The organism is Flavobacterium suaedae (assembly GCF_014642915.1).
GTDB lineage: Bacteria > Bacteroidota > Bacteroidia > Flavobacteriales > Flavobacteriaceae > Flavobacterium > Flavobacterium suaedae.
This window is the reverse complement of sequence record NZ_BMJE01000003.1, coordinates 167,508-187,583: the sequence shown is the minus strand read 5'-3', so window position 1 is coordinate 187,583 and position 20,076 is coordinate 167,508. Positions and strand designations below refer to the sequence as shown.

At 34.7% G+C, this 20,076-nt stretch carries 20 protein-coding genes and 1 other RNA gene; 9 read left to right on the top strand and 12 right to left on the bottom strand.

The window, feature by feature from the left end; genetic code table 11:
* Positions 1 to 33 precede the first annotated feature (33 nt).
* Positions 34 to 552: a lipocalin family protein gene (locus IEW45_RS06670; RefSeq protein WP_188620459.1), complete on the top strand. Its 519-nt coding sequence runs from the start codon at positions 34 to 36 to the stop codon at positions 550 to 552.
* Positions 553 to 611: 59 nt separating this feature from the next.
* On the opposite strand, the gene aroQ is transcribed toward IEW45_RS06670, so the two are convergent.
* From aroQ to IEW45_RS06655, 3 genes are all read right to left on the bottom strand, one after another.
* On the bottom strand, positions 612 to 1,025 hold the full coding sequence (gene aroQ, locus IEW45_RS06665; protein ID WP_188620458.1) for a type II 3-dehydroquinate dehydratase: 414 nt from the start codon (positions 1,023 to 1,025) through the stop codon (positions 612 to 614).
* A gap of 91 nt (positions 1,026 to 1,116) precedes the next feature.
* Positions 1,117 to 1,656, bottom strand: coding sequence for a porin family protein (locus IEW45_RS06660; RefSeq protein ID WP_188620457.1), 540 nt, complete (start codon positions 1,654 to 1,656; stop codon positions 1,117 to 1,119).
* A 22-nt stretch (positions 1,657 to 1,678) separates the two neighbouring features.
* Positions 1,679 to 2,206, bottom strand: a complete 528-nt coding sequence (locus tag IEW45_RS06655; RefSeq protein ID WP_188620456.1) for an outer membrane beta-barrel protein — start codon at positions 2,204 to 2,206, stop codon at positions 1,679 to 1,681.
* Positions 2,207 to 2,439: 233 nt separating this feature from the next.
* Between IEW45_RS06655 and IEW45_RS06650 the strand changes: the two genes are divergently transcribed.
* Together IEW45_RS06650 and IEW45_RS06645 are read left to right on the top strand one after the other, a co-directional pair.
* Positions 2,440 to 2,991: a porin family protein gene (locus IEW45_RS06650; protein ID WP_188620455.1), complete on the top strand. Its 552-nt coding sequence runs from the start codon at positions 2,440 to 2,442 to the stop codon at positions 2,989 to 2,991.
* A gap of 115 nt (positions 2,992 to 3,106) precedes the next feature.
* Positions 3,107 to 3,712 (top strand): outer membrane beta-barrel protein, encoded by a 606-nt coding sequence (locus IEW45_RS06645; protein WP_188620454.1) that lies wholly within the window; start codon positions 3,107 to 3,109, stop codon positions 3,710 to 3,712.
* An 89-nt stretch (positions 3,713 to 3,801) separates the two neighbouring features.
* Here the strand turns inward: IEW45_RS06645 and IEW45_RS06640 are convergent, their stop codons facing one another.
* A complete protein-coding gene (locus IEW45_RS06640; RefSeq protein WP_188620453.1) occupies positions 3,802 to 4,425 on the bottom strand; it encodes a porin family protein in 624 nt (207 codons plus the stop codon).
* A gap of 95 nt (positions 4,426 to 4,520) precedes the next feature.
* Between IEW45_RS06640 and xerD the strand changes: the two genes are divergently transcribed.
* The 3 genes from xerD to IEW45_RS06625 all read left to right on the top strand — a co-directional run bounded on the left by xerD (position 4,521) and on the right by IEW45_RS06625 (position 7,401).
* Positions 4,521 to 5,420, top strand: a complete 900-nt coding sequence (gene xerD, locus IEW45_RS06635) for a site-specific tyrosine recombinase XerD (RefSeq protein WP_188620452.1) — start codon at positions 4,521 to 4,523, stop codon at positions 5,418 to 5,420.
* 78 nt (positions 5,421 to 5,498) lie between these two features.
* On the top strand, positions 5,499 to 7,019 hold the full coding sequence (locus IEW45_RS06630) for a PAS domain-containing sensor histidine kinase (RefSeq protein WP_188620451.1): 1,521 nt from the start codon (positions 5,499 to 5,501) through the stop codon (positions 7,017 to 7,019).
* Positions 7,006 to 7,401, top strand: coding sequence for a response regulator (locus IEW45_RS06625; protein WP_188620450.1), 396 nt, complete (start codon positions 7,006 to 7,008; stop codon positions 7,399 to 7,401). The genes IEW45_RS06630 and IEW45_RS06625 overlap by 14 nt, the downstream gene beginning before the upstream one ends.
* Positions 7,402 to 7,456: 55 nt before the next feature.
* On the opposite strand, the gene rny is transcribed toward IEW45_RS06625, so the two are convergent.
* The 4 genes from rny to IEW45_RS06605 form a co-directional block, all read right to left on the bottom strand.
* Positions 7,457 to 9,022 (bottom strand): ribonuclease Y, encoded by a 1,566-nt coding sequence (gene rny, locus IEW45_RS06620; protein ID WP_188620449.1) that lies wholly within the window; start codon positions 9,020 to 9,022, stop codon positions 7,457 to 7,459.
* 58 nt (positions 9,023 to 9,080) lie between these two features.
* A non-coding RNA gene (gene ssrS / locus IEW45_RS06615) (6S RNA) lies at positions 9,081 to 9,189 on the bottom strand.
* Between the two features lie 61 nt (positions 9,190 to 9,250).
* Positions 9,251 to 9,544 carry a cell division protein ZapA gene (locus IEW45_RS06610; RefSeq protein ID WP_188620448.1) on the bottom strand — a complete coding sequence of 98 codons (294 nt, stop codon included), beginning with the start codon at positions 9,542 to 9,544 and terminating at the stop codon, positions 9,251 to 9,253.
* Between the two features lie 12 nt (positions 9,545 to 9,556).
* A complete protein-coding gene (locus tag IEW45_RS06605) occupies positions 9,557 to 9,847 on the bottom strand; it encodes a hypothetical protein (RefSeq protein WP_188620447.1) in 291 nt (96 codons plus the stop codon).
* Positions 9,848 to 10,027: 180 nt separating this feature from the next.
* On the opposite strand from IEW45_RS06605, the gene IEW45_RS06600 reads away from it, so the two are divergent.
* Genes IEW45_RS06600 through IEW45_RS06590 form a run of 3 tightly spaced genes read left to right on the top strand, consistent with a single transcriptional unit; the run spans position 10,028 to position 14,991 of the window.
* Entirely contained in the window at positions 10,028 to 11,749 is a 1,722-nt protein-coding gene (locus IEW45_RS06600; RefSeq protein WP_188620446.1) for a M23 family metallopeptidase, read from the top strand.
* Positions 11,724 to 14,222 carry a TonB-dependent receptor plug domain-containing protein gene (locus tag IEW45_RS06595; protein WP_229665912.1) on the top strand — a complete coding sequence of 833 codons (2,499 nt, stop codon included), beginning with the start codon at positions 11,724 to 11,726 and terminating at the stop codon, positions 14,220 to 14,222. Before IEW45_RS06600 ends, IEW45_RS06595 begins: the two co-directional genes overlap by 26 nt.
* A 49-nt stretch (positions 14,223 to 14,271) precedes the next feature.
* Positions 14,272 to 14,991 (top strand): hypothetical protein, encoded by a 720-nt coding sequence (locus IEW45_RS06590; protein ID WP_188620444.1) that lies wholly within the window; start codon positions 14,272 to 14,274, stop codon positions 14,989 to 14,991.
* 14 nt (positions 14,992 to 15,005) lie between these two features.
* Here IEW45_RS06590 and IEW45_RS06585 read toward each other — a convergent pair whose 3' ends face one another.
* The 4 genes from IEW45_RS06585 to IEW45_RS06570 all read right to left on the bottom strand — a co-directional run bounded on the left by IEW45_RS06585 (position 15,006) and on the right by IEW45_RS06570 (position 20,044).
* The gene (locus IEW45_RS06585) at positions 15,006 to 15,704 is read right to left on the bottom strand and encodes a hypothetical protein (protein WP_188620443.1); all 699 of its coding nucleotides are present in this window, start codon (positions 15,702 to 15,704) and stop codon (positions 15,006 to 15,008) included.
* 72 nt (positions 15,705 to 15,776) lie between these two features.
* Complete coding sequence (locus tag IEW45_RS06580) at positions 15,777 to 16,400, bottom strand: HAD family hydrolase (RefSeq protein WP_188620442.1); 624 nt, start codon at positions 16,398 to 16,400, stop codon at positions 15,777 to 15,779.
* 82 nt (positions 16,401 to 16,482) lie between these two features.
* Entirely contained in the window at positions 16,483 to 18,312 is a 1,830-nt protein-coding gene (locus tag IEW45_RS06575; RefSeq protein ID WP_188620441.1) for an ABC transporter ATP-binding protein, read from the bottom strand.
* A 4-nt stretch (positions 18,313 to 18,316) separates the two neighbouring features.
* On the bottom strand, positions 18,317 to 20,044 hold the full coding sequence (locus IEW45_RS06570; RefSeq protein ID WP_188620440.1) for a phospho-sugar mutase: 1,728 nt from the start codon (positions 20,042 to 20,044) through the stop codon (positions 18,317 to 18,319).
* Positions 20,045 to 20,076: the final 32 nt, after the last annotated feature.

The following is a 20,076-nucleotide window of genomic DNA, read 5'->3' as shown; positions in this document are numbered from 1 at the left end:
TTATTGAATGGTTAACTTTGGTAAAACCTAATAATGAAAACAGCTATGAAAAACGTAAAGAAATTTTTATTCTTATTTAGCATTGCAGCAGTATTAACGGCTTGTTCTGATGATGATGATGCAGGTGCTTCCGCAGGAGAAAATCTGGCAGGAACTTATAATTTAACCGCTTATAATGTGCCTGTAGCAGTTGATTTTAATCAAGATACTCAAGCCTCAACAAACTTAATGAATGAGTCAGACTGTTATTTAGATTCTCAGATTATACTTAACAGTGATAATACGTATACTTCTACTTATAACTATTTGTTGATAACAGATGAAGCAAGTTGTGAAGAAGAAGAAAGAATGGGGAACTGGTCTTCTGATAATGATAATACACTAACCTTGATTGATACTAGTGTTGAACCTGAACTTGAAGTTGATTACACTGTAAATAATGACCAAATATTACTTACATTGGAGAATTCTCCATACCCTGACAGAGATGGAGAAGGGAATGTAATGTATAGTACTGGTACAGTAGTACTTGTATATACAAAAATAGAATAGAGCATACCTACTATTAAGTACATAATAAAAACTCCCTAAATTATTAGGGAGTTTTTTATTTATAAAAATGATTGTAATGCTAATTCATAACCTTTTAACCCAAAACCTATTATGATGCCTGATGCAAAAGGTGAGAGGTAGGACTGATGCCTGAATGTTTCGCGCGAAAATGTATTTGATATATGTACTTCTATTACAGGAGTTGTAATAGCCTTTACAGCATCTGCAATACCTATAGAAGTGTGCGTGTATGCTCCTGCATTTAATATCATACCTTGATAACTAAAACCGGTTTCCTGAATTTTATTTATTATTTCTCCTTCAATATTACTTTGATAGTATTCTATTTGTATGTCAGGGTATTTATTTTTTAGTGAGGCAAGGTACACCTCAAATGATTCGGCACCATATACCTCAGGTTCCCGTTTACCCAGTAAGTTGAGGTTAGGACCGTTAATAATTATAACTTTCATAAAGTAATACTTTTTGTAAAAGTAAGTATTTAACAGGTATAAAAAAACCGACCATAAAAGTCGGTTTAATGTATGGTTAAATATTAATTTCTTAGAAAAAATATCCTACTGATAATTGGAAAACAGCATTTTTTGCTTCAACATTATCATAAACATCAGTAAGTCCTATTGTATACCTGGCCTGTGCAAAAAGCCCTGCAATAATTTTTAGTTCAACACCACCTGCTGCTGCAAAATCAAAACTTTTAGATTCGAAAGACTCTTCTGCTTCATTCACAAGAAATGAAAACTGAGGTCCTGCCATAAAGCTAAGTTTTTTAGGTAGTATGTAATATTTAGCCATAACAGGTACTGATATATAATCTAAGTTTAGGTCTTCCGCAATTTCTGCAGCTGTATCTTTATAGGTTGCTCCCTGAGAAGAGAAAAGCCCTTCTGCCTGTACCGAGAATGTAGGGACTAAGTTAAGTTCTAAAACCGCTCCTGCATGAAAATTAGTTATACTTTCGGTATCAACATCTCCTGTAAAATCAGAAAAGTTAGCTCCTGCCTTTATACCAAAATTAATGCCTTGAGCCTGCATTGTTGCAATACCTGTAAATGCAACAAGTAAATAAATAAGTTTCTTCATATCATTTTTATTAATTGGTTACTTAAAACATATAGCATAAAGACACCTGTGCTACAGAATTTTTAATTTCGGCAGCGTCAGATACTTTTGTTGTTCCCCAGTTGTAGCGTGCTTGTACTGAGAAATTATTAGCAAAGAAAAACTCTGCTCCGGCAGCAAATCCAAAATCATAAGTATTACTTTCAAAGCCTTCAAAATTGTCAGATTCGCTTATTAGTAAACCAATTTGAGGACCACCATGTATATTAAAACTGTCAGCTAAATAAATTTTCATCATTACGGGAACTGTTAAATAATTTAATTTGTAGTTCTCATCATCATTCTTAGCTCCTTGTATAGAGTAAAGTAGTTCCGGTTGTACAGAAACAGCATTCAATACATGAATTTCAGCAACCAGTCCGCCATGAAAACTTGTGAGTACGTTAAAGTCACCGGCATCATCACCTGTGAAATTAGCAAAATTAAATCCGGCTTTAATACCAAAAGCTTGTGCGTTAGCAACTGTAAAGCTTCCTATAAATAATAAAACTGTAAGTAATAATTTCTTCATTTTTAGATATTAAGTTAATTATCAAACAGTACAAAAATACTATAAATTCTTACACTCCTGCTTAAGAGTAAAAATAGGTTCTTTTCTATAAGAAAATTTATTTATGTACAAGTTAAGGTTTTGAATCTTAATGATATCCTAAACGTTTATTAAAATAATAACCAATGTTAGGTATTTTTATGATAAAAAAAATTTATACATTTGCTCAACATAACAATAAATAACTTACAATTATGAAAAAATTATTACTATCTGCCTTATTTGTAACTGCTTTTGGAGTAGCAACTCAGGCTCAGGAAATTCAATTTGGTGTGAAAGCAGGTGTAAACATCGCTGACCTTGGTGGCGATGCTGATACTGAAGGTTCATTAACAAGTTTCCATGTAGGAGGTGTTGCTGAATTTAAATTAACAGAAACTTTCTCAGTACAACCGGAACTACTTTACTCTATGCAAGGAGCTAATGTAGCTGATGGAGTTGATTTAGAACTTAATTACCTGAATGTGCCTATTATGGCTAAATATTACCTAATGGAAGGTTTAAGTATTGAAGCAGGTCCTCAAGTAGGTTTCCTTTTAAGTGCTGACCAAGAAGGTGAAGATGCTAAAGATACTGTTAAAAGTGTTGATTTTGCTCTTAACGGAGGTGTAGCTTATGATTTACCTATTGGAGTATTCTTCCAGGCGCGTTACAGTGCTGGTTTATCTGATATTAATGATATTGAAGGTGTTGATGAGAAAGCAACAAACAACGTTATCTCACTTTCTGTAGGATACAAATTCTAATTTATTAGAAAATAACATTTTACAATAAAATTTTAAATCCTCCTGTTTTTAGGAGGATTTTTTTAGGAACCTACCCAAAGCAGAATTATTTTAAATTAATTAATAAAAACAATCCATGAAAAAAATTTTATTATCAGCTGCAGCAGTATTAGCATTTGGTTTTGCTAACGCTCAGGAAGACACAACAAAAGGAGGTTTCTCGGCAGGAGACGCTTTTATCTCAGGAACTGTAAGTTTTGGTTCTGAAAAAACAGGTGAAATTAAAGCTAATGAATTTAACTTTTCTCCTCGTGCTGCTTATTTTATTAACGACAACATAGCGCTTGGCCTAGAATTAGGGTACATGAGCTCTAAAGAAGATATAGCGGATGATGGTTTTGGTACTTATGAAGAGAAAACAACTGGTTTTGAAATAGGAGCTTTTGGTAGATATTACTTTACACCTGCTAATAAATTTTCTTTATTCACTCAATTAGGCGCAGGCTATGGTACTGCTAAAGTTGAAGTAGAAAGTTTTGAAAACAAAGCAAATGGTTTTTATGTAGCTTTTGCTCCGGGTCTAAACTATTTTGTTTCTGAACACTTTGCCCTTGAAGCTACTTTTGGGGTGTTAAGCTACTCTTCAGTTAAACCGGATGCTGATGGCGCTGAATCAACTAATAGCTTTGAAATTGGTCTTGACATGGCTGATATTAACTTTGGTATCGTTTATAAATTCTAATTCTAGATTTTAAATATAAACTATAAAAGCCCGCTATTTAGCGGGCTTTTTATTTCTTGCTTTTATTAGGTTAGTCGGTTAGTATTTAATTAAAACTTATAACCTATACCTATTTGGAAAACAGAGTTTCTTACATCAGTATCTTCTATAATATCAGTAAGTCCCATATTATATCTACCGGTAGCAAAAAGTCCCATTTCAGTTTGGAAAGTAAGCCCGGCAGCTACACCAAACTCAAAGTCTTCCGCTTCAGCAGGCGTTTCTCCTAAGTCAAAATCTCCATCATCAGAATTAGGATTTAAATCAAACTCTTCATTAACTAAAAAGCTAAACTGAGGACCAACTTCAAGGCTTAAACCATCTATAACATATACCTTTGCTAATACAGGTACATTAATATAGTCTAACTGATACTCTGCTTTATCTCCGTCAGGACCTTCAAAGTCAAAATCAAATCCCTGACCTGAATATAGTACCTCTCCCTGTAAAGAGAACATTTCTGTTAAAGGCATTTCTCCAACAACACCTACGTGAAAACTTGTTCTTGAGTCAGGACTGTCAATGTCATCTCCTGTAACTGTTGCAAAGTTAACACCACCTTTTACACCAAAACTTGGTGATAAAGTACTTGAACTGCTCATTGTTTGTGCATTGCTTATAGTGCAAAAACCAAACATAACTGCGCTTAGCGATAATAATTTAAATAGTTTCATCTCTTTTAAAGTTTTAATTTTGTTTAGTCCAAAAGTATCTCGAAGAATATACATTCATTGTCAAAATCTTCTTAATTCACATAATTTTAACCGGAATGAAAAGTTGGGAAAGCCATATAAAAGACTATAAAACGTATTTAAAAATAGAACGAGGACTATCAGAAAACTCTGTAAATAATTATTTGTATGATGTTAAAAGATTGCTTCAATATGTTGAGGAGAAAGAGATTAACGCCACACCTGTAACTATTACAGAAGAACAGGTACAGCAATTTTTATATGACACCACAACTGAATTAATTGCGAGTTCCCGTGCCCGATTAATTTCCGGTCTTAAGAGTTTTTTTAACTTTTTAATGTTCGAAAATTATAGGGAAGACTCCCCTTTAGAACTTATAGAGGTACCTAAAATAGGCAGAAAACTCCCCGATACGCTATCAGTTGAGGAAATAGATGCTATAATTTCTGCAGTTGATTTATCTACTCCTGAAGGAGAAAGAAACAGAGCTATAGTAGAAACGCTATACAGTTGCGGGTTAAGAGTGTCAGAACTTGTTAACCTTAAAATATCCGATTTATTTTTTGAAGAGGGGTTTATTAAGGTAACAGGTAAAGGCAGTAAGCAACGTTTTGTACCAATAGGATCTCATACACAAAAATATATTAACTTTTATAAAGATTCAATAAGGAATTTACTGGATATTAAAAAAGGACATGAAGATACTTTGTTTTTAAACCGTAGAGGCAAGGGACTAACTCGTGCTATGATATTTACTATTATAAAGCGATTGGCTGAAAAAATAGAACTAAATAAAAATATAAGCCCCCATACCTTTAGGCATTCGTTTGCTACTCACTTGTTAGAAAACGGTGCTGATTTAAGGTCTATACAGTTAATGCTTGGTCATGAATCTATCACAACTACAGAGATATACATGCATTTAGATAGGAAATTTCTTAATGATGTTGTTAATAAATACCATCCCAGACGCTAATTATAAAAGATTTCCTAAAAAAAACAGCAAAAGGTTTTTATTTGGAAAAGTAATACTATTTTGCAGTAAATTAGCACCATGGAGTTTTTCGATATGCCCGACATACACGATGGTGAAAGCCTTAATGACTTCTACAAAAAGCTGTTGAACCAAGTTCCGGATCTCATATTCAAGCTGGTATGGAGACCGTCTAACTTCTATTCTGTAGCTTTTGTTAGTGAGCGGGTGAGTGAAATTTTTGAATTAAGCGTTGATCAGTTTATTGGTGAGACAGAAATTTTCTTTGAAGAAAGATTATTTCCTGAAGATAAAGATGGTTTTACAATAACTCTTGAAATAGCCAGAAAAAAACTTACTTCCTGGCATTACGAATTTAGGGTTAATTTACCCGAACAAGGTATAAAATGGATGCGGGTTTCTGCAAAGCCGGAACTTCACCCCAATGGTTCTGTACATTTTTACGGAAGAGTAAGTGATGTAACAGAGCAAAAAGAGTATGAAAAAAAGCTTCAGGTATCTGAGGAACGATTTAAGCATGCCTTACAAGCAGCATCAGACGGTATTTGGGATTGGGATATGTGTAAAAATACTGTATATTTTTCTGCTCCTTCTATGAAAATACTTGGGCTTGAAGAGGAAGAAACAATAATACCACTAGATTTTTGGAGAAACAGAATGCATCCTGATGATATTTTATTACATGAAAATGCAAGAAAAGCATATTTTGAAGGAGATGCTCCCAGTTTTGAATGTATTTACCGGGTTTTAAATGAAAATGGTAAGTATCGTTGGGTATTAAGCAGGGGTAAAGTTGTTAGCTATGATGATAATGGTGAGTCAACCCGTGCTATTGGCACTCACAAGGATATTACTGATATTAAGGAAAAAGAAATTCAGTTGGCAAATACTATAAACATTATAGGTAGCCAAAATAATAAATTAAGTAATTTCGCTCATATTGTTTCACATAATCTTCGTTCTCATGCAGGAAATCTAAAAATGCTTATAGATATTTTTAAAGGTGCGGAAGAGGAAGAAAAAGAGGAAATGTTAACACAGCTTGAAGCTATATCTGATGGGTTATATGTAACAATAATACATTTAAAGGAGTTGGTAGATATACAGTTTGAAGTAAAAATTGTAAAAGAAAAACTTAATTTAAGGCATTATCTTAAAAATATTTTGAATATCTTACATAATGAAATTAAGAAACACGGGGTTAATATAGAAATAAACATCCCTATAGATGCTACTGTTAACTATAACCCTGCGTATTTAGAGAGTGTTTTACTTAACTTTACAACCAATGCAATTAAATATTCCAGCCCTGACAGGCAGCCTATGATTTCTTATGATTTTGAAATGATTGATGGGCAAAAAGCATTATCTATAACTGATAATGGTTTGGGATTAGATATTAAAAAACATAAAAACTCCCTTTTTGGTATGTATAAAACATTCCACAAAAACCAAAATGCCAGAGGTATAGGTTTGTTTATTACCAAAAATCAGGTAGAAGCAATGGGGGGCAGAATAGAGGTTTATAGTGAAGTAAATAAAGGAACTATGTTTAAAATATTTTTTAATGAAGAAGATTGAGAGCCTTTATGTAATAGATGATGATAAAATATACCATTTTTTGTTTAAAAATTTACTGAAGCAAAACGGTATAGATGTAAATACTACATTTTTTTGTAACGGATCAGATGCCATTGAGCACATAAAAGAAAACAAGGAGAATGATAATTCTCCTGATTTGATTCTTTTAGATGTTAATATGCCCATTATGGATGGTTGGCAATTTTTGGAAGAATACTCCAAAGTATTACCGTTATTAAACAAACAATCTGTAATTTATATGATAAGCTCCTCTAATAATGAGGTAGATATTAATAAAGCTAAATGCTATGAAGGAGTGGTGAAAGACTACTACCTTAAGCCTATATGCAAAGAAGACCTAGATAAAATATTTATTCTCTAGGTCTTCTTTTATTATATAGTATTTAGAAAAAACTTTTCTTCTAATTACACTCTTATTATTTCGCAATGTTTACCGCTCTGGTTTCTCTTATAACAGTAATTTTCACCTGTCCGGGGTAAGTCATTTCTGTTTGAATTTTATGTGAAATCTCAAACGAAAGATTAGCAGCCATTTCGTCACTTACTTTTTCACTCTCAACAATTACACGTAACTCTCTACCTGCTTGTATTGCATAAGCGCTTTTTACTCCTCCAAAACCATAAGCAATTTCCTCAAGGTCTTTAAGTCTTTGTATGTATGAGTCGAGTACCTGTCTTCTTGCTCCCGGTCTAGCGCCTGATATAGCATCACAAACCTGTACAATAGGTGATAGTAATGACTTCATTTCTATCTCATCGTGGTGAGCACCAATAGCATTACATACTTCTTCTTTCTCACCATATTTTTCAGCCCACTGCATACCAAGTAATGCGTGTGGTAAATCACTTTCAGTTTCAGGAACTTTACCTATATCGTGCAGTAATCCGGCTCTTTTAGCAAGCTTAACGTTAAGACCAAGCTCAGCAGCCATAAGCCCACAAAGTTTAGCCACTTCACGCGAGTGTTGCAGTAGGTTTTGTCCGTAAGAAGAACGATACTTCATTCTACCTATAGTCTTAATAAGTTCAGGGTGTAAACCATGTATACCAAGGTCTATTACCGTACGCTTACCAACTTCAATAATTTCGTCCTCTATTTGTTTAGCAGTTTTAGCAACTACCTCTTCAATACGTGCAGGGTGAATTCTACCATCGGTTACCAGTTTGTGTAGTGCTAAACGTGCAACTTCACGACGTACAGGGTCAAAGCAGGAAAGTATAATAGCCTCAGGAGTATCATCCACTATAATCTCTACACCTGTAGCAGACTCTAACGCACGAATGTTACGACCTTCACGACCGATAATTCTACCTTTAACGTCGTCTGATTCGATATTAAATACTGATACACAGTTTTCAACTGCCTCTTCAGTACCAACACGCTGAATAGTATTTATTATTATTTTCTTAGCCTCCTGATGTGCTGTTAGCTTAGCTTCTTCAATAGTCTCTTGTATCTGAGACATTGCTTTACTCTTAGCTTCTGCTTTAAGGCTTTCTACTAATTGGTTTTTAGCTTCTTCAGCAGATAATCCTGATATAACCTCAAGCTGTTCTACCTGGCTTTTATGTAGCTTATCTATCTCTTGTTGTTTTTTGTCAAGATACTCCACGCGGTTATCATAGTCAGCTATTTTAGCTGCAACCTCTTCGTTTAGCTTTTTAGATTTTGCTAATTCGCTCGAAACTTGCGATTCTTTATCACGAGTTCTTTTTTCAGCGTCAGCTATTTTTTTATCTCTTCCCAGTATTACCTGTTCATGTTCTGCCTTTAGTTCAAGGAATTTTTCTTTTGCCTGTAAAATTTTATCCTTCTTTATGGCTTCAGCCTCGCTGTTCGCATCTTTTATTATAGAGTTTGCTTCTTTTTTAGCATCACTTAACAGAGTAGAAACGTTTTTCTTCTCTAAAATTTTTGCTATCCCGAAACCTATTAAAAGCCCTATAATGCTTCCGATAATTATCATTACTGTTGAATCCATAGTTGTTTTTAGTATTGATGTACTTATATAAAAAAAGCCTACATTAGAAGTGTTGCATAAACTCGTTTAATGACAAGTTTTGAGCTAACTCACTGTTCAAGGATCTGCTCAAAGGCAGCTTGCTTTAGTAGCGACGATTCACTCATTTTAATTTGTTAGTGTTGAGTTTATCAAATGTATACTAATGTAGGCAGTATTATTGACGTATGTAAAGAACGTTGTTTATTATTATTTTGAGAGCATTTCACTCAATCGTATATCCATTTTCTTAAGCCTTTCTTCAGCTTCTTCTATTTCGGCAGATGTATTTATCTGCTTTTGCTCTGTTTGTGCTGCAAATTGTAAAGCGCACATAGCTAAAACATCCTGCTTATCTCTTACTGCATAGTTTTCTTCAAACTGCTTAATCATAGTATCAATTTTTCGCGACGCACTCCTTAAACCTTCTTCCTGTGCGGGGTCTACCGTTAGCGGGTAAACTCTGTCGGCAATTGATATCTTTATTTTCAACTTATCATCCATCTCTATATAATATTAGTCAGAAAGTTGAGCTATACAGTAATCGATCTCTCGGATCAATGAATTTATCTTGAGTTTAGTTTCTCTCTTGTTGTCATTACTGCCCAGTAACGAGTTAGCCATCCGTAATGTCTCATTCTGTTCTTTCAGTGAGGTAATTTCGTCAGACTGGCTGCTAATTATGATAGCTGATTTGGAAATTTCATCTTCAAGTTTCTGGTTCTGCTCTTTAAGCAAATCCATATTTTGAATGAGCTTTTCGAGCTTATTTTCCAGAGAATCAACTAAATCGGTTAATCCGCTCATAGCAGCATATATTCATTACTTCATTATGCAAAGTTAATATTACTTTGTTTACAAGCAACAATAATATAAAAATTATTGTAAAATTTGTTGCTTTATTCGTAATAATCTGCTTAGTAAACAGTTGTAACTTTAAACAGTGCTTAGTGCCTGTTTTTGCACGTTTTTTTATATTTTAGCTTTATGAGATTACGCTATATTTTACTACTTGTAACCGCTTGTGCGTTTGCACAAAATCAATATCCTGAAGATTATTTTCAATCCCCGTTAGATTTACCGGTACACCCATCCGGTACTTTTGGAGAACTTAGAAGTAATCACTTTCATGCAGGCTTGGATTACCGCACCAATCAAAGAACAGGATTGCCTGTACATGCCGCTGCAAGTGGTTATGTTTCCCGAATAAAAGTTTCCAGTTACGGTTACGGTACAGCACTGTATATAGATCACCCTAATGGTTACACCACTGTATATGGGCACCTTTCGGCTTATGCTCCTAAAATTGATGATGTAGTACGAGCAGCACAGTATAAAAACCAAAGCTTTGATATAGAATTGTTTTTTAGAGCAGGTGAAATTCCTGTTGAAAAAGGGGAGCTAGTAGCACTTTCAGGGAATACAGGAGGTTCGGGAGGACCTCACCTGCATTTTGAGTATAGAGATACCAAAACCAGTAAAATAATAAACCCATTACATTTCGGACTCAGAAAGTTAATGAAGGATAATAGTGCCCCTAACTTGTACGGGCTAAGAGTATACCCTTTAACGGATGAAACGGTTATTAATGGTGGTAATGAGCCTATAGGAATAAAGTACAGAAGGTTAAGTGACGGTACATATCTTGCCAATACTATTAAAGTGAATGGTAAAGTTGGTTTGGGTATAAATACAGCGGACAGATCTCAGGGTAGTACCAGCAGGAATGGGGTGTATAAAATTGAAACCTACCACAATAACGAACCTGACTTTAATTTAACCTTTGATACGTTTAGCTTTAGCGAAACCCGCTATGTTAATAATCTTATAGACTATTCGTACTATCATAATAACAGGCAACGTTACCAAAAACTTTTTGTACAGACACCATATTCATTGTCATTAGTAAAAGCAAATACATCAGATGGTGCTATAATGGTTACGCCTGAAAATAATGTGCAGGAATATAAAATTGAAGTTTCTGATTTTCATGGAAATAAAACTGTGATTAAAGGTAAAATTGAATATTCGGATGCGCCTGCCACTAATATAACGCCGAAGCCTACAACATCCTATTTTGTAGATGCTTCTGAAGATAATAACTATGCTAAAGACGGTGTTTCGGTATATATACCTGCCGGTACTTTTTATGAAGATTTCTATATGGATTTTGATGTAAAAGATTCTGTACTATACCTGCATGATGATGAAGTTCCTGTACATAAGTACTTTACAGTAACTTTTGATGCTAGCCATCTTTCACCGGAAGTAGCAGAGAAAACTTTTATAGAAGGTTTTTCGGGTAACAGGCGTAATTATCATAACAGTACTTTAAAAAATGGTAAGTTAACTGCAAGGGTAAGGTCGCTGGGTAAATTTAAGTTAGACCAAGACACTACACCGCCAAAAATTTACAGTCCGAGTTTTACTGAAGGTAAGTGGCTTAGTACAAAAGATAGTTTTAGTTTAAAAATAAGCGATGACTTATCTGGAATAGGTACATATAACGCCTGGTTGAATGGAAAATGGATTTTAATGCACTATGATTACAAAACCCGCGTTATATTTCACAACTTTAGCGACGGAATAGTTGATGAAGGTAAGAACGAATTAAAAGTAGTAGTAACTGATAATGTTGGAAATTCTACTACCTTTGAAACACATTTTTTCAGAACACAAAATAATGCCCCGGTTGAAAGCAATAAATAAACTCCTGGCTATTACATTTATATTGGTAAGTAGCGTGCTGTATGCACAAAAAAATCCTATTTTATATGGTGTTATACTAGATGAACATAATGTACCTATTGAAGGAGTAAATGTATATTATGACCTTCCTGACGGACGTGTTAATACTACTACTGACCGTGTAGGTTTTTATGTAATAAAACTTCCTATAAATAAGAAGGTAGATGTTTATTTCTCTCATATAAGCTTTAAACTTTCTTCTATAGAAGGGGTTTTAATGGGACCTAATGACAGTTTTGAATTTAACTCCTATATGCTTACAGGCAGTGAAACCCTTAACCCCCTTGTTATAGACTCCAGCACAGGGCGAAGAAGAATTGAGGGCGTAACAGTAATTCCACCGGATGTAATTAAGAAGATACCCAGTGCAAATGGTGGGGTAGAAGCCATTATAAAACTATTAGGAGGGAACAGTAATAACGAGCTAAGTACCCAATACTCTGTTAGAGGTGGTAATTATGATGAAAACCTTGTGTATGTAGAAGGTATAGAAATATACCGCCCGTTCCTTATTCGTTCAGGGCAGCAGGAAGGACTAAGTTTTACCAATACTGCAATGGTTGAAAATGTAGAATTTTCATCAGGAGGTTTCCAGGCAAAATATGGTGATAAATTATCTTCGGTACTGGATATTACCTATCGCAGACCTACTGAATTTGGGGCTGAACTTGAAGCCAGCTTTTTAGGAGGGAGCCTCACGGCAGAAACCGCTTCTAAAAATAAAAAGTGGAACGGAATAATAGGAGTACGTTACAGGGATAACAGCCTGTTGGTTAACAGTAAAGAAACAGAAACAAACTTTAAACCTACCTTTGCCGATATACAAACTATGGTGAACTTTAACCCTAATGAAAAGTGGGAAATAAGTTTTTTAGGGAATATATCGCAAAATAAATATCATTATGAGCCTTTAACGCGCCAAACAAACTTTGGTACTATTGATGAACCTATAGCCTTACAGATATATTATGAAGGGCAGGAAAAAGATGAATATGAAACCTATTTTGGTGCTTTAAAGTCAACTTATGAGGTTACAGAAAACTTTAACCTTACAGTAATAGGCTCGGTATATAATACTCAGGAACAGGAATATTTTGATATACTGGCACAGTATGCACTGGGAGAGGTAGATACTAATATCGGTTCAGATACTTTTGGAGATATACAATTTGCACGTGGTGCCGGTTCTCAGTTAAATCATGCCCGTAACGACCTTGATGCACTTATTGTGAATGCAGAGGTAAAAGGTAATCACGATATTAAAAAGCATTTAATTGAGTGGGGTATTAAGTATACCCGCGAAGATATTCGTGACCGTTTAGTAGAGTGGGAGGTAGTAGACTCAGCAGGATTCTCTTTACCTGCACCTGTTATAGACCGCCCGATTAACGACCAACCTTATACACCCTATACAGGACCACTAGCACCATACCAAAATGTAAGAGCCTTAAACTTTGTTATAACCAATCGTGTTTCAGGTTATGTACAATGGAGTAAAAGGGCAAAGCTTGGCAGCAGTGATATTTGGATGAATGCAGGTGTGCGTGCACACCAATGGCAGGTAAATGTTGATGGCGGAGAGGATGGTGACAGCCAATTAACTATTAGCCCAAGAGCACAATTTACTATAAAACCAAAATGGAAGCGTGATATGTTGTTCAGGCTGTCAGGAGGTTTATACCATCAGCCACCATTTTACAGGGAGTTAAGAAACGCGCAGGGAATTGTACAGCCTAATGTAAAAGCGCAACAATCGGTACACCTTGTTTTGGCAAATGACTATAGCTTTAAGTTATGGGGAAGACCATTTAAACTTGTCTCGGAAGCGTATTATAAGCAATTGAGTAATGTTAACACTTACACTATTGAAAATGTTAGAATACGTTACAGGGCTGATAATGATGCTGAAGCCTTTGCTTATGGACTTGATGTGCGTATGAACGGGGAGTTTGTTCCAGGTACAGAATCGTGGTTAACATTTGGCTACTTAAAAACAGAAGAAAATTATAATGATAGGGGTTACATTGCCCGACCTACTGACCAAAGGTTAAAGTTTGGTGTTTTATTTCAGGATTATGTGCCAAACATACCAAGCCTTAAAATGTATTTAAACTTAGTGTATAATACAGGCTTACCTGGAGGTTCTCCATCATATGCAGACCCTTATGTATACCAGTCGCGACTTAATGATTACCGCCGTGCAGATGCCGGTTTTGCTTATGTGTTTACCGATAGTAAAAAGCGTTTTGATAAAGGGCATTGGCTTTCGGTATTTAGAGAATTATCTGTAGGGCTGGAAATATTTAACCTTTTTGACAATCAAAATGCTATTACGAATACTTGGGTAAGAGATGTTTATACTAAGGCACAATATGGTATACCTAACTATTTAACAAGTCGCGTATTTAGTGTTAAGGTGAATGCCCGAATCTAAATAATTAAAACATTTTCATTACATTTGGTATATATCCTAAAGTAGAAAAATGAAAAAAGCTATACTGTTTACATGTGCTTTTGCAGCCGTATTTTTTACAGGTTGTCGTGAGGAAGAAAAACCGAAACCAAAGGTAACGTATGAAGATGTTGAGCCTGTAAAAAAGGAAACTCCTAAAATTGATTCTACACAAATAAAAGTAGCCGATTTACCCGTACACATGGATGGTACTGAATACCTTATCCACCCTGTAGGAGATGTGCGTATATATGATGATTACAGTAAAAGTTATGGTAGTAGCCGTACCGATAAAGTGAGCTACGCTATATCTAACTATAACAGGTTTGAAATTACGGGGTACTTTGAGAACCTGAAATTTCAGCATGTTGACTCTACATCTATGTATCCTTTAACGGATATGAAACTACAAATACAAACAGCAACTTTTTTAAATGAGTTAACAAAAAGAAAGGTTTTGGTTTATACGTTGGTAGATTCTGACACCAACCATGATGGTAAAATTGATACCAATGATATTAAGTCACTTTATATAAGTGATGCCGGTGGTAAGAACTTTAAAAAGCTTTCGCCTAATATGCAGGAGTTAATTGACTGGAATGTTATTGAAACAATAAACAGACTTTACTTCCGTACTATTGAGGATATAAATAAAAATGGTGCTTTTGATAAAAAAGATAAAGTAAATTATTACTACGTTGATTTACTTTCTGATGAATGGGAGGTAACTAATTATGAGCCTGTTTATTAATACATAAACAGTAATTATATCAGAATATCACTTTGTAAATCTGATTTTTCAATAGTAAAGTTAAAACCTAATTGTTCCATAAGCTGAAAAACTAAGTTATTATACCAGTTTTGGGATTTTGGGTGGATGTATATCTTTTCAATCATTTTATTGATGTCGACATTTATTTTTACCCCATCGTTTATTTCCATCTTATAGTTCGTTAAGTCGGATATTATCCTGACTTCACCTTCGTACTGAAAACTTTTTCTTTTAAATAAAAACGGGAAAAAAGTATCTTCAAACGGTATAAGTTCCTTTTTATAGTCGATATAATTTACAGCCCCAATGTATTGCTCATATCGCTTTTCAACAGTAAGTGCTTCTTGTAATCTCCCAACTGTTGATTGTATAGCTAACCCTTCACTGTTTTGCGTGAAAATCTGCCACATAGCATACGATTCATACTCATTAATGTGCCAACTGCTAACCACAACCTTTTCTCTGTGCTTTTTATAGTATTTAAGGAATTTAGGATTGTTTTCAGCAATTTTTTTCATCTCCAAATAAGTAGGTTCACTGAAAGTACCTTCATATTGGTCTTCAAACTTATCGGAGCGGGACATAAACAGCTTTTTGGAAAGCAGTAAGTCTAAAAACTTTGATAAGTCCAGATACTTCCAGACTACAGTGTCGGGCTCCGGTATAGTAATGTTGTTGTGTGGTATATACATCTTATCAAAGTAAAAAGGTCAGTAAAAATACAACTGACCGATATAAATGTTGGTTAAAAAAGTGTTATTAGTTTACAATTTAGTATAAATAGCTTTTAATTCTTTAAAGTTAGTGATATAATAGTCAGCATCTTCCGGTTTTGAAATTTCTTTTTTGTCGTATAATACAGTAGTTATACCTAAAGCTTTTGCTGCTGCAATTTCCGATTCAGGATCATCACCAACTACTAACACTTCATCTGTTTTATAATTGTAACGCTTTACTATATCAGCTAGAACTTCTTTTTTAGTTGTTACAGTCGGGTCTACTATATGCTTTTCTCTAAAATCATTTTCTATACCTAAGTGCTTTATTTTGCTCAATTGCATTTTCCTGAAGCCTGTTGTGACTAAAAAGCGTTCAGTATCTATATTATATATTTCAGGGTAATCGTCAAAAGGAGCTATAGGTTCATCATACTCCATTTCATTTTGTACTTCAATACCTTTGTTTGTTAGTTCAGTGCTAAAGTTAAAGCGTTCCGCCACTAGTCGGAAAGGCGTACGCATTATAGCCTGTTTTATCGCTTCTATATCATTGTTATGTTCATTGCTTTCTATTATTAGGTTAAATAGCGGAGCAAACAGTTTTTCTCCAATGGCACTAACAGGGTATATAGTATTGTCTAAATCGTATATAATTGCTTTTATAGGCATACGTTTTGTTTTTAAAATTAGTATAAAACAGAATAGCTGCACAAAAGGGCAGCTATTCTTATAGTTTTTTTAATATATAGTTTTATTCAAACGACTGCATAGCGACCAGTTTTTTGTATACACCATCTTTTGCTATAAGCTCATCATGAGTGCCTTGTTCTACTATACGCCCTTTTTGCATTACAATAATTTTATTTGCTTTTTGTATAGTAGAAAGTCTGTGTGCAATTACTACTGATGTACGGTTTTGCATCATATTTTCCAGTGCTTGCTGTACCAGCCTTTCGCTTTCGGTATCAAGGGCAGAGGTAGCTTCATCCAATATCATTATCGGTGGATTTTTAAGTACGGCACGGGCAATACTTAATCTTTGCTTCTGTCCACCCGATAGTTTATTACCGCTATCACCAATGTTGGTTTCTATACCATTAGGTAAGTCTTTTACAAACTCGTAGGCATTGGCTATTTTAAGTGCATCAATAATTTCCTCATCAGTTGCATCTTCTTTACCTAAAGCAACATTGTTCCTAATAGAGTCATTAAATAAAATACTATCCTGAGTTACCAGTCCCATCATGCTGCGTAGTGCATGCAGTTTATAGTCTTTTATATTAATCCCATCTATTTTTATGCTGCCTTCCTGTACATCGTAAAAGCGGGTAAGCAGGTTAGCAATAGTACTTTTACCACTACCGGATTGCCCCACTAAAGCCACTGTTTGCCCTTTAGGAACATTTAAAGAGAAGTTATGTAGTACATTTTCTTCTTCATATCCAAAGTTGATGTTTTCTATAGCGATACTTTGCTCAAAATAATTTTTATCAAGAGCTTTAGGCATATCCTTAATAGGGTTTTCCTGTTCCAGTACTTCTATAACACGCTCGGCAGCGGCATTACCCTTTTTAACACTGTATGATGCTTTTGATATAGCTTTTGCCGGTGTTAAAATGTTGTAAGCAAGCCCCATATAAACAATAAACTGTGAAGGGTCCAGTGTTTCTTCTACTAATACCATGTGCCCGCCATACCATAACAATATGGTAATAACTACAATACCTAAAAACTCACTGGCTGGTGAAGCAAGGTTTTGTCTGTTAAGTATTTTGTTCGAATAGTGATAAAACCTGTCGGTAGAGGTTTGAAACTTTTTATTGAAGTAAGGTTCTGAATTGAAGCCTTTTATCACTTTAAGTCCTCCTAAAGTTTCCTCTATAATAGACAGGAAGTAGCCTTGCTCTTTTTGTGCGCGGTCGGAACGTTTTTTTAATGATTTACCTATTATAGATATTAAATATCCGGATGTAGGTATGAATATAAATACAAATAGGGTAAGTTTTGTACTTATGGTAAGCATTACTATTATGGTAAATATAATAGTAAGTGGTTCCCTAACAATTAGTTCTAATATAGAAAGGAAAGAGTGTTGTATTTCCAGTACATCTGATGATATACGAGCCATTGTATCTCCTTTTCTCTTTTCTGAAAAATAAGCTAAAGGGAGTTCTACTACTTTTTTGTACATAGCATTCCTGATATCTTTAAGAACACCATTTCTTAAAAAGGTAATAAAGTACATAGCCCAATAATTACACATGTTTTTTAATAAAAACATTGATATAATAAGTGCTATTACTATGGTAAGTGTATACTGCTCTCCATGTTCTTCAGAAAAGGACTGAATGTAATACCCCATGTACTGTTTTACAAACTTTCCAATCTCTAAAATTCCTGTATATACAGGTTTGTTTATAATTTTTTCTTTTTCTTCCCCAAATAAAACATCAAGCATTGGTATTAGGGATACAAAAGAAAGTGCACTAAACAGGGCATAAAAAATATTAAAGAAAATATTTAGCGCAGCATATTTTTTATAAGGTTTCGCAAAGCGAAAAATTTTTTTAAAATAGTTCATTAACTTAAATAAGGTTCATCTCTTTTATGATGTTTTCAACTCTTTGGGTAAGTTCAGCTTCTACAGCTTTATAGTTGGCCACATCGTTTAATTCATCATTTACACTAAAGTAAAACTTAATTTTAGGCTCAGTTCCGCTTGGGCGTGCACATATTTTACTACCGTCTTCCAAATAATAAATAAGTACGTTAGACTTTGGTAGTAACAGTTCTTCCTCTTCGTTTGTAAGCAGATTTTTGGCTATTGATGATTGATAGTCTTCTACCATAACCACACGCTGACCGTTTATTTCTTTCATAGGTCTTTCACGTAGGTCTGCCATCATTTGCTTTATTTCTGCTGCGCCTTCCATACCTTTTTTAGTAATAGAAATAAGCAGTTCTTTATAGAAACCAAATTCAGTATACATTTTTAGTAATTCCTGATACAACGAACTTGATTTCTCTTTTGCCTGAGCTGCTATTTCGCAAACCAAAAGAGTAGAGGTAACAGCATCTTTATCTCGAACGGCATCGCCTACCATAAAACCAAAACTTTCTTCTCCGCCACCTATAAACTGTTGTTCAGGGTAGTCTTTAATCATTTTGGCAATCCATTTAAAGCCGGTTAATCCTGCTTTACATTCTATATTATAAGCTGTAGCCAGTTCCTGCATCATAGGGGTAGAAACTATAGTAGAACCTATAAATTCGTTACCTGTAATTTTGCCTTCTTTTTTCCACTGCTCCAGTAAAAAGTGCGTCATAAGCACCATGGTTTGGTTACCGTTAAGCAATGTCATAACACCTTCGTCATTACGTACTGCCACACCAAGCCTGTCACTGTCAGGGTCTGTACCAATAACAATATCAGCATCTACTTTATCAGCAAGTGCTACAGCCATTGATAGTGCTTCGGGTTCTTCAGGGTTTGGCGATTTTACTGTTGGAAAGTTACCGTTAGGTTCAGCCTGTTCCGCAACAAGAAAAACATTTTTATAACCTGCTGCTTCCAGTACATCAGGTACGAGTTTTATAGAAGTACCATGCAGTGAAGTAAATACAATTTTTAAATCGTCTTTAGCTTTTTGGCTGGTATTAAATGTTGCATTTTCCAGTGACGATTTTATGAACGCTTTGTCTATTTCCTCGCCTATATATTCAATAAGGTCTTCATTAGCGTTAAAGTTGATTTCACTATACTCTAAAGCCTCTATTGTTTTTATTATTTCTCCGTCCTGTGGAGGTACTAACTGTCCGCCATCCTGCCAGTACACTTTATAACCGTTATATTCGGGCGGGTTGTGCGATGCGGTTAATACAATACCTGCATGACAGTTTAGGTATTTAAGCGCAAAGGAAAGTTCAGGAGTAGGTCGTAACTCAGAAAAAAGGAATACTTTAACCCCATTAGCTGAAAATACATCTGCTACTACTTTTGCCAGTGTGTCACTATTATTACGGCAATCATACGCAATAGCTACTTTTATTTCTTCTCCGGTAAAACTTTCTTTTAAGTAATTAGAAAGCCCTTGTGTAGCTTTACCTAAAGTATATTTATTAATTCGGTTTGTTCCGGCTCCCATAACGCCTCTCATGCCACCGGTACCAAATTCAAGGTTTTTATAAAAGCATTCTTCGAGCTCTTTTGGTGATGAGGTCATCATTTCTTTTATAGCCTCTTGTGTTTCAGAATCGAACTCGGGAGTTAACCATATATTTACTTTATCAAGAATAGATTTTTCAATTTCCATGTTAGTAATTTAGTATAAACGTGTTAAGTGAT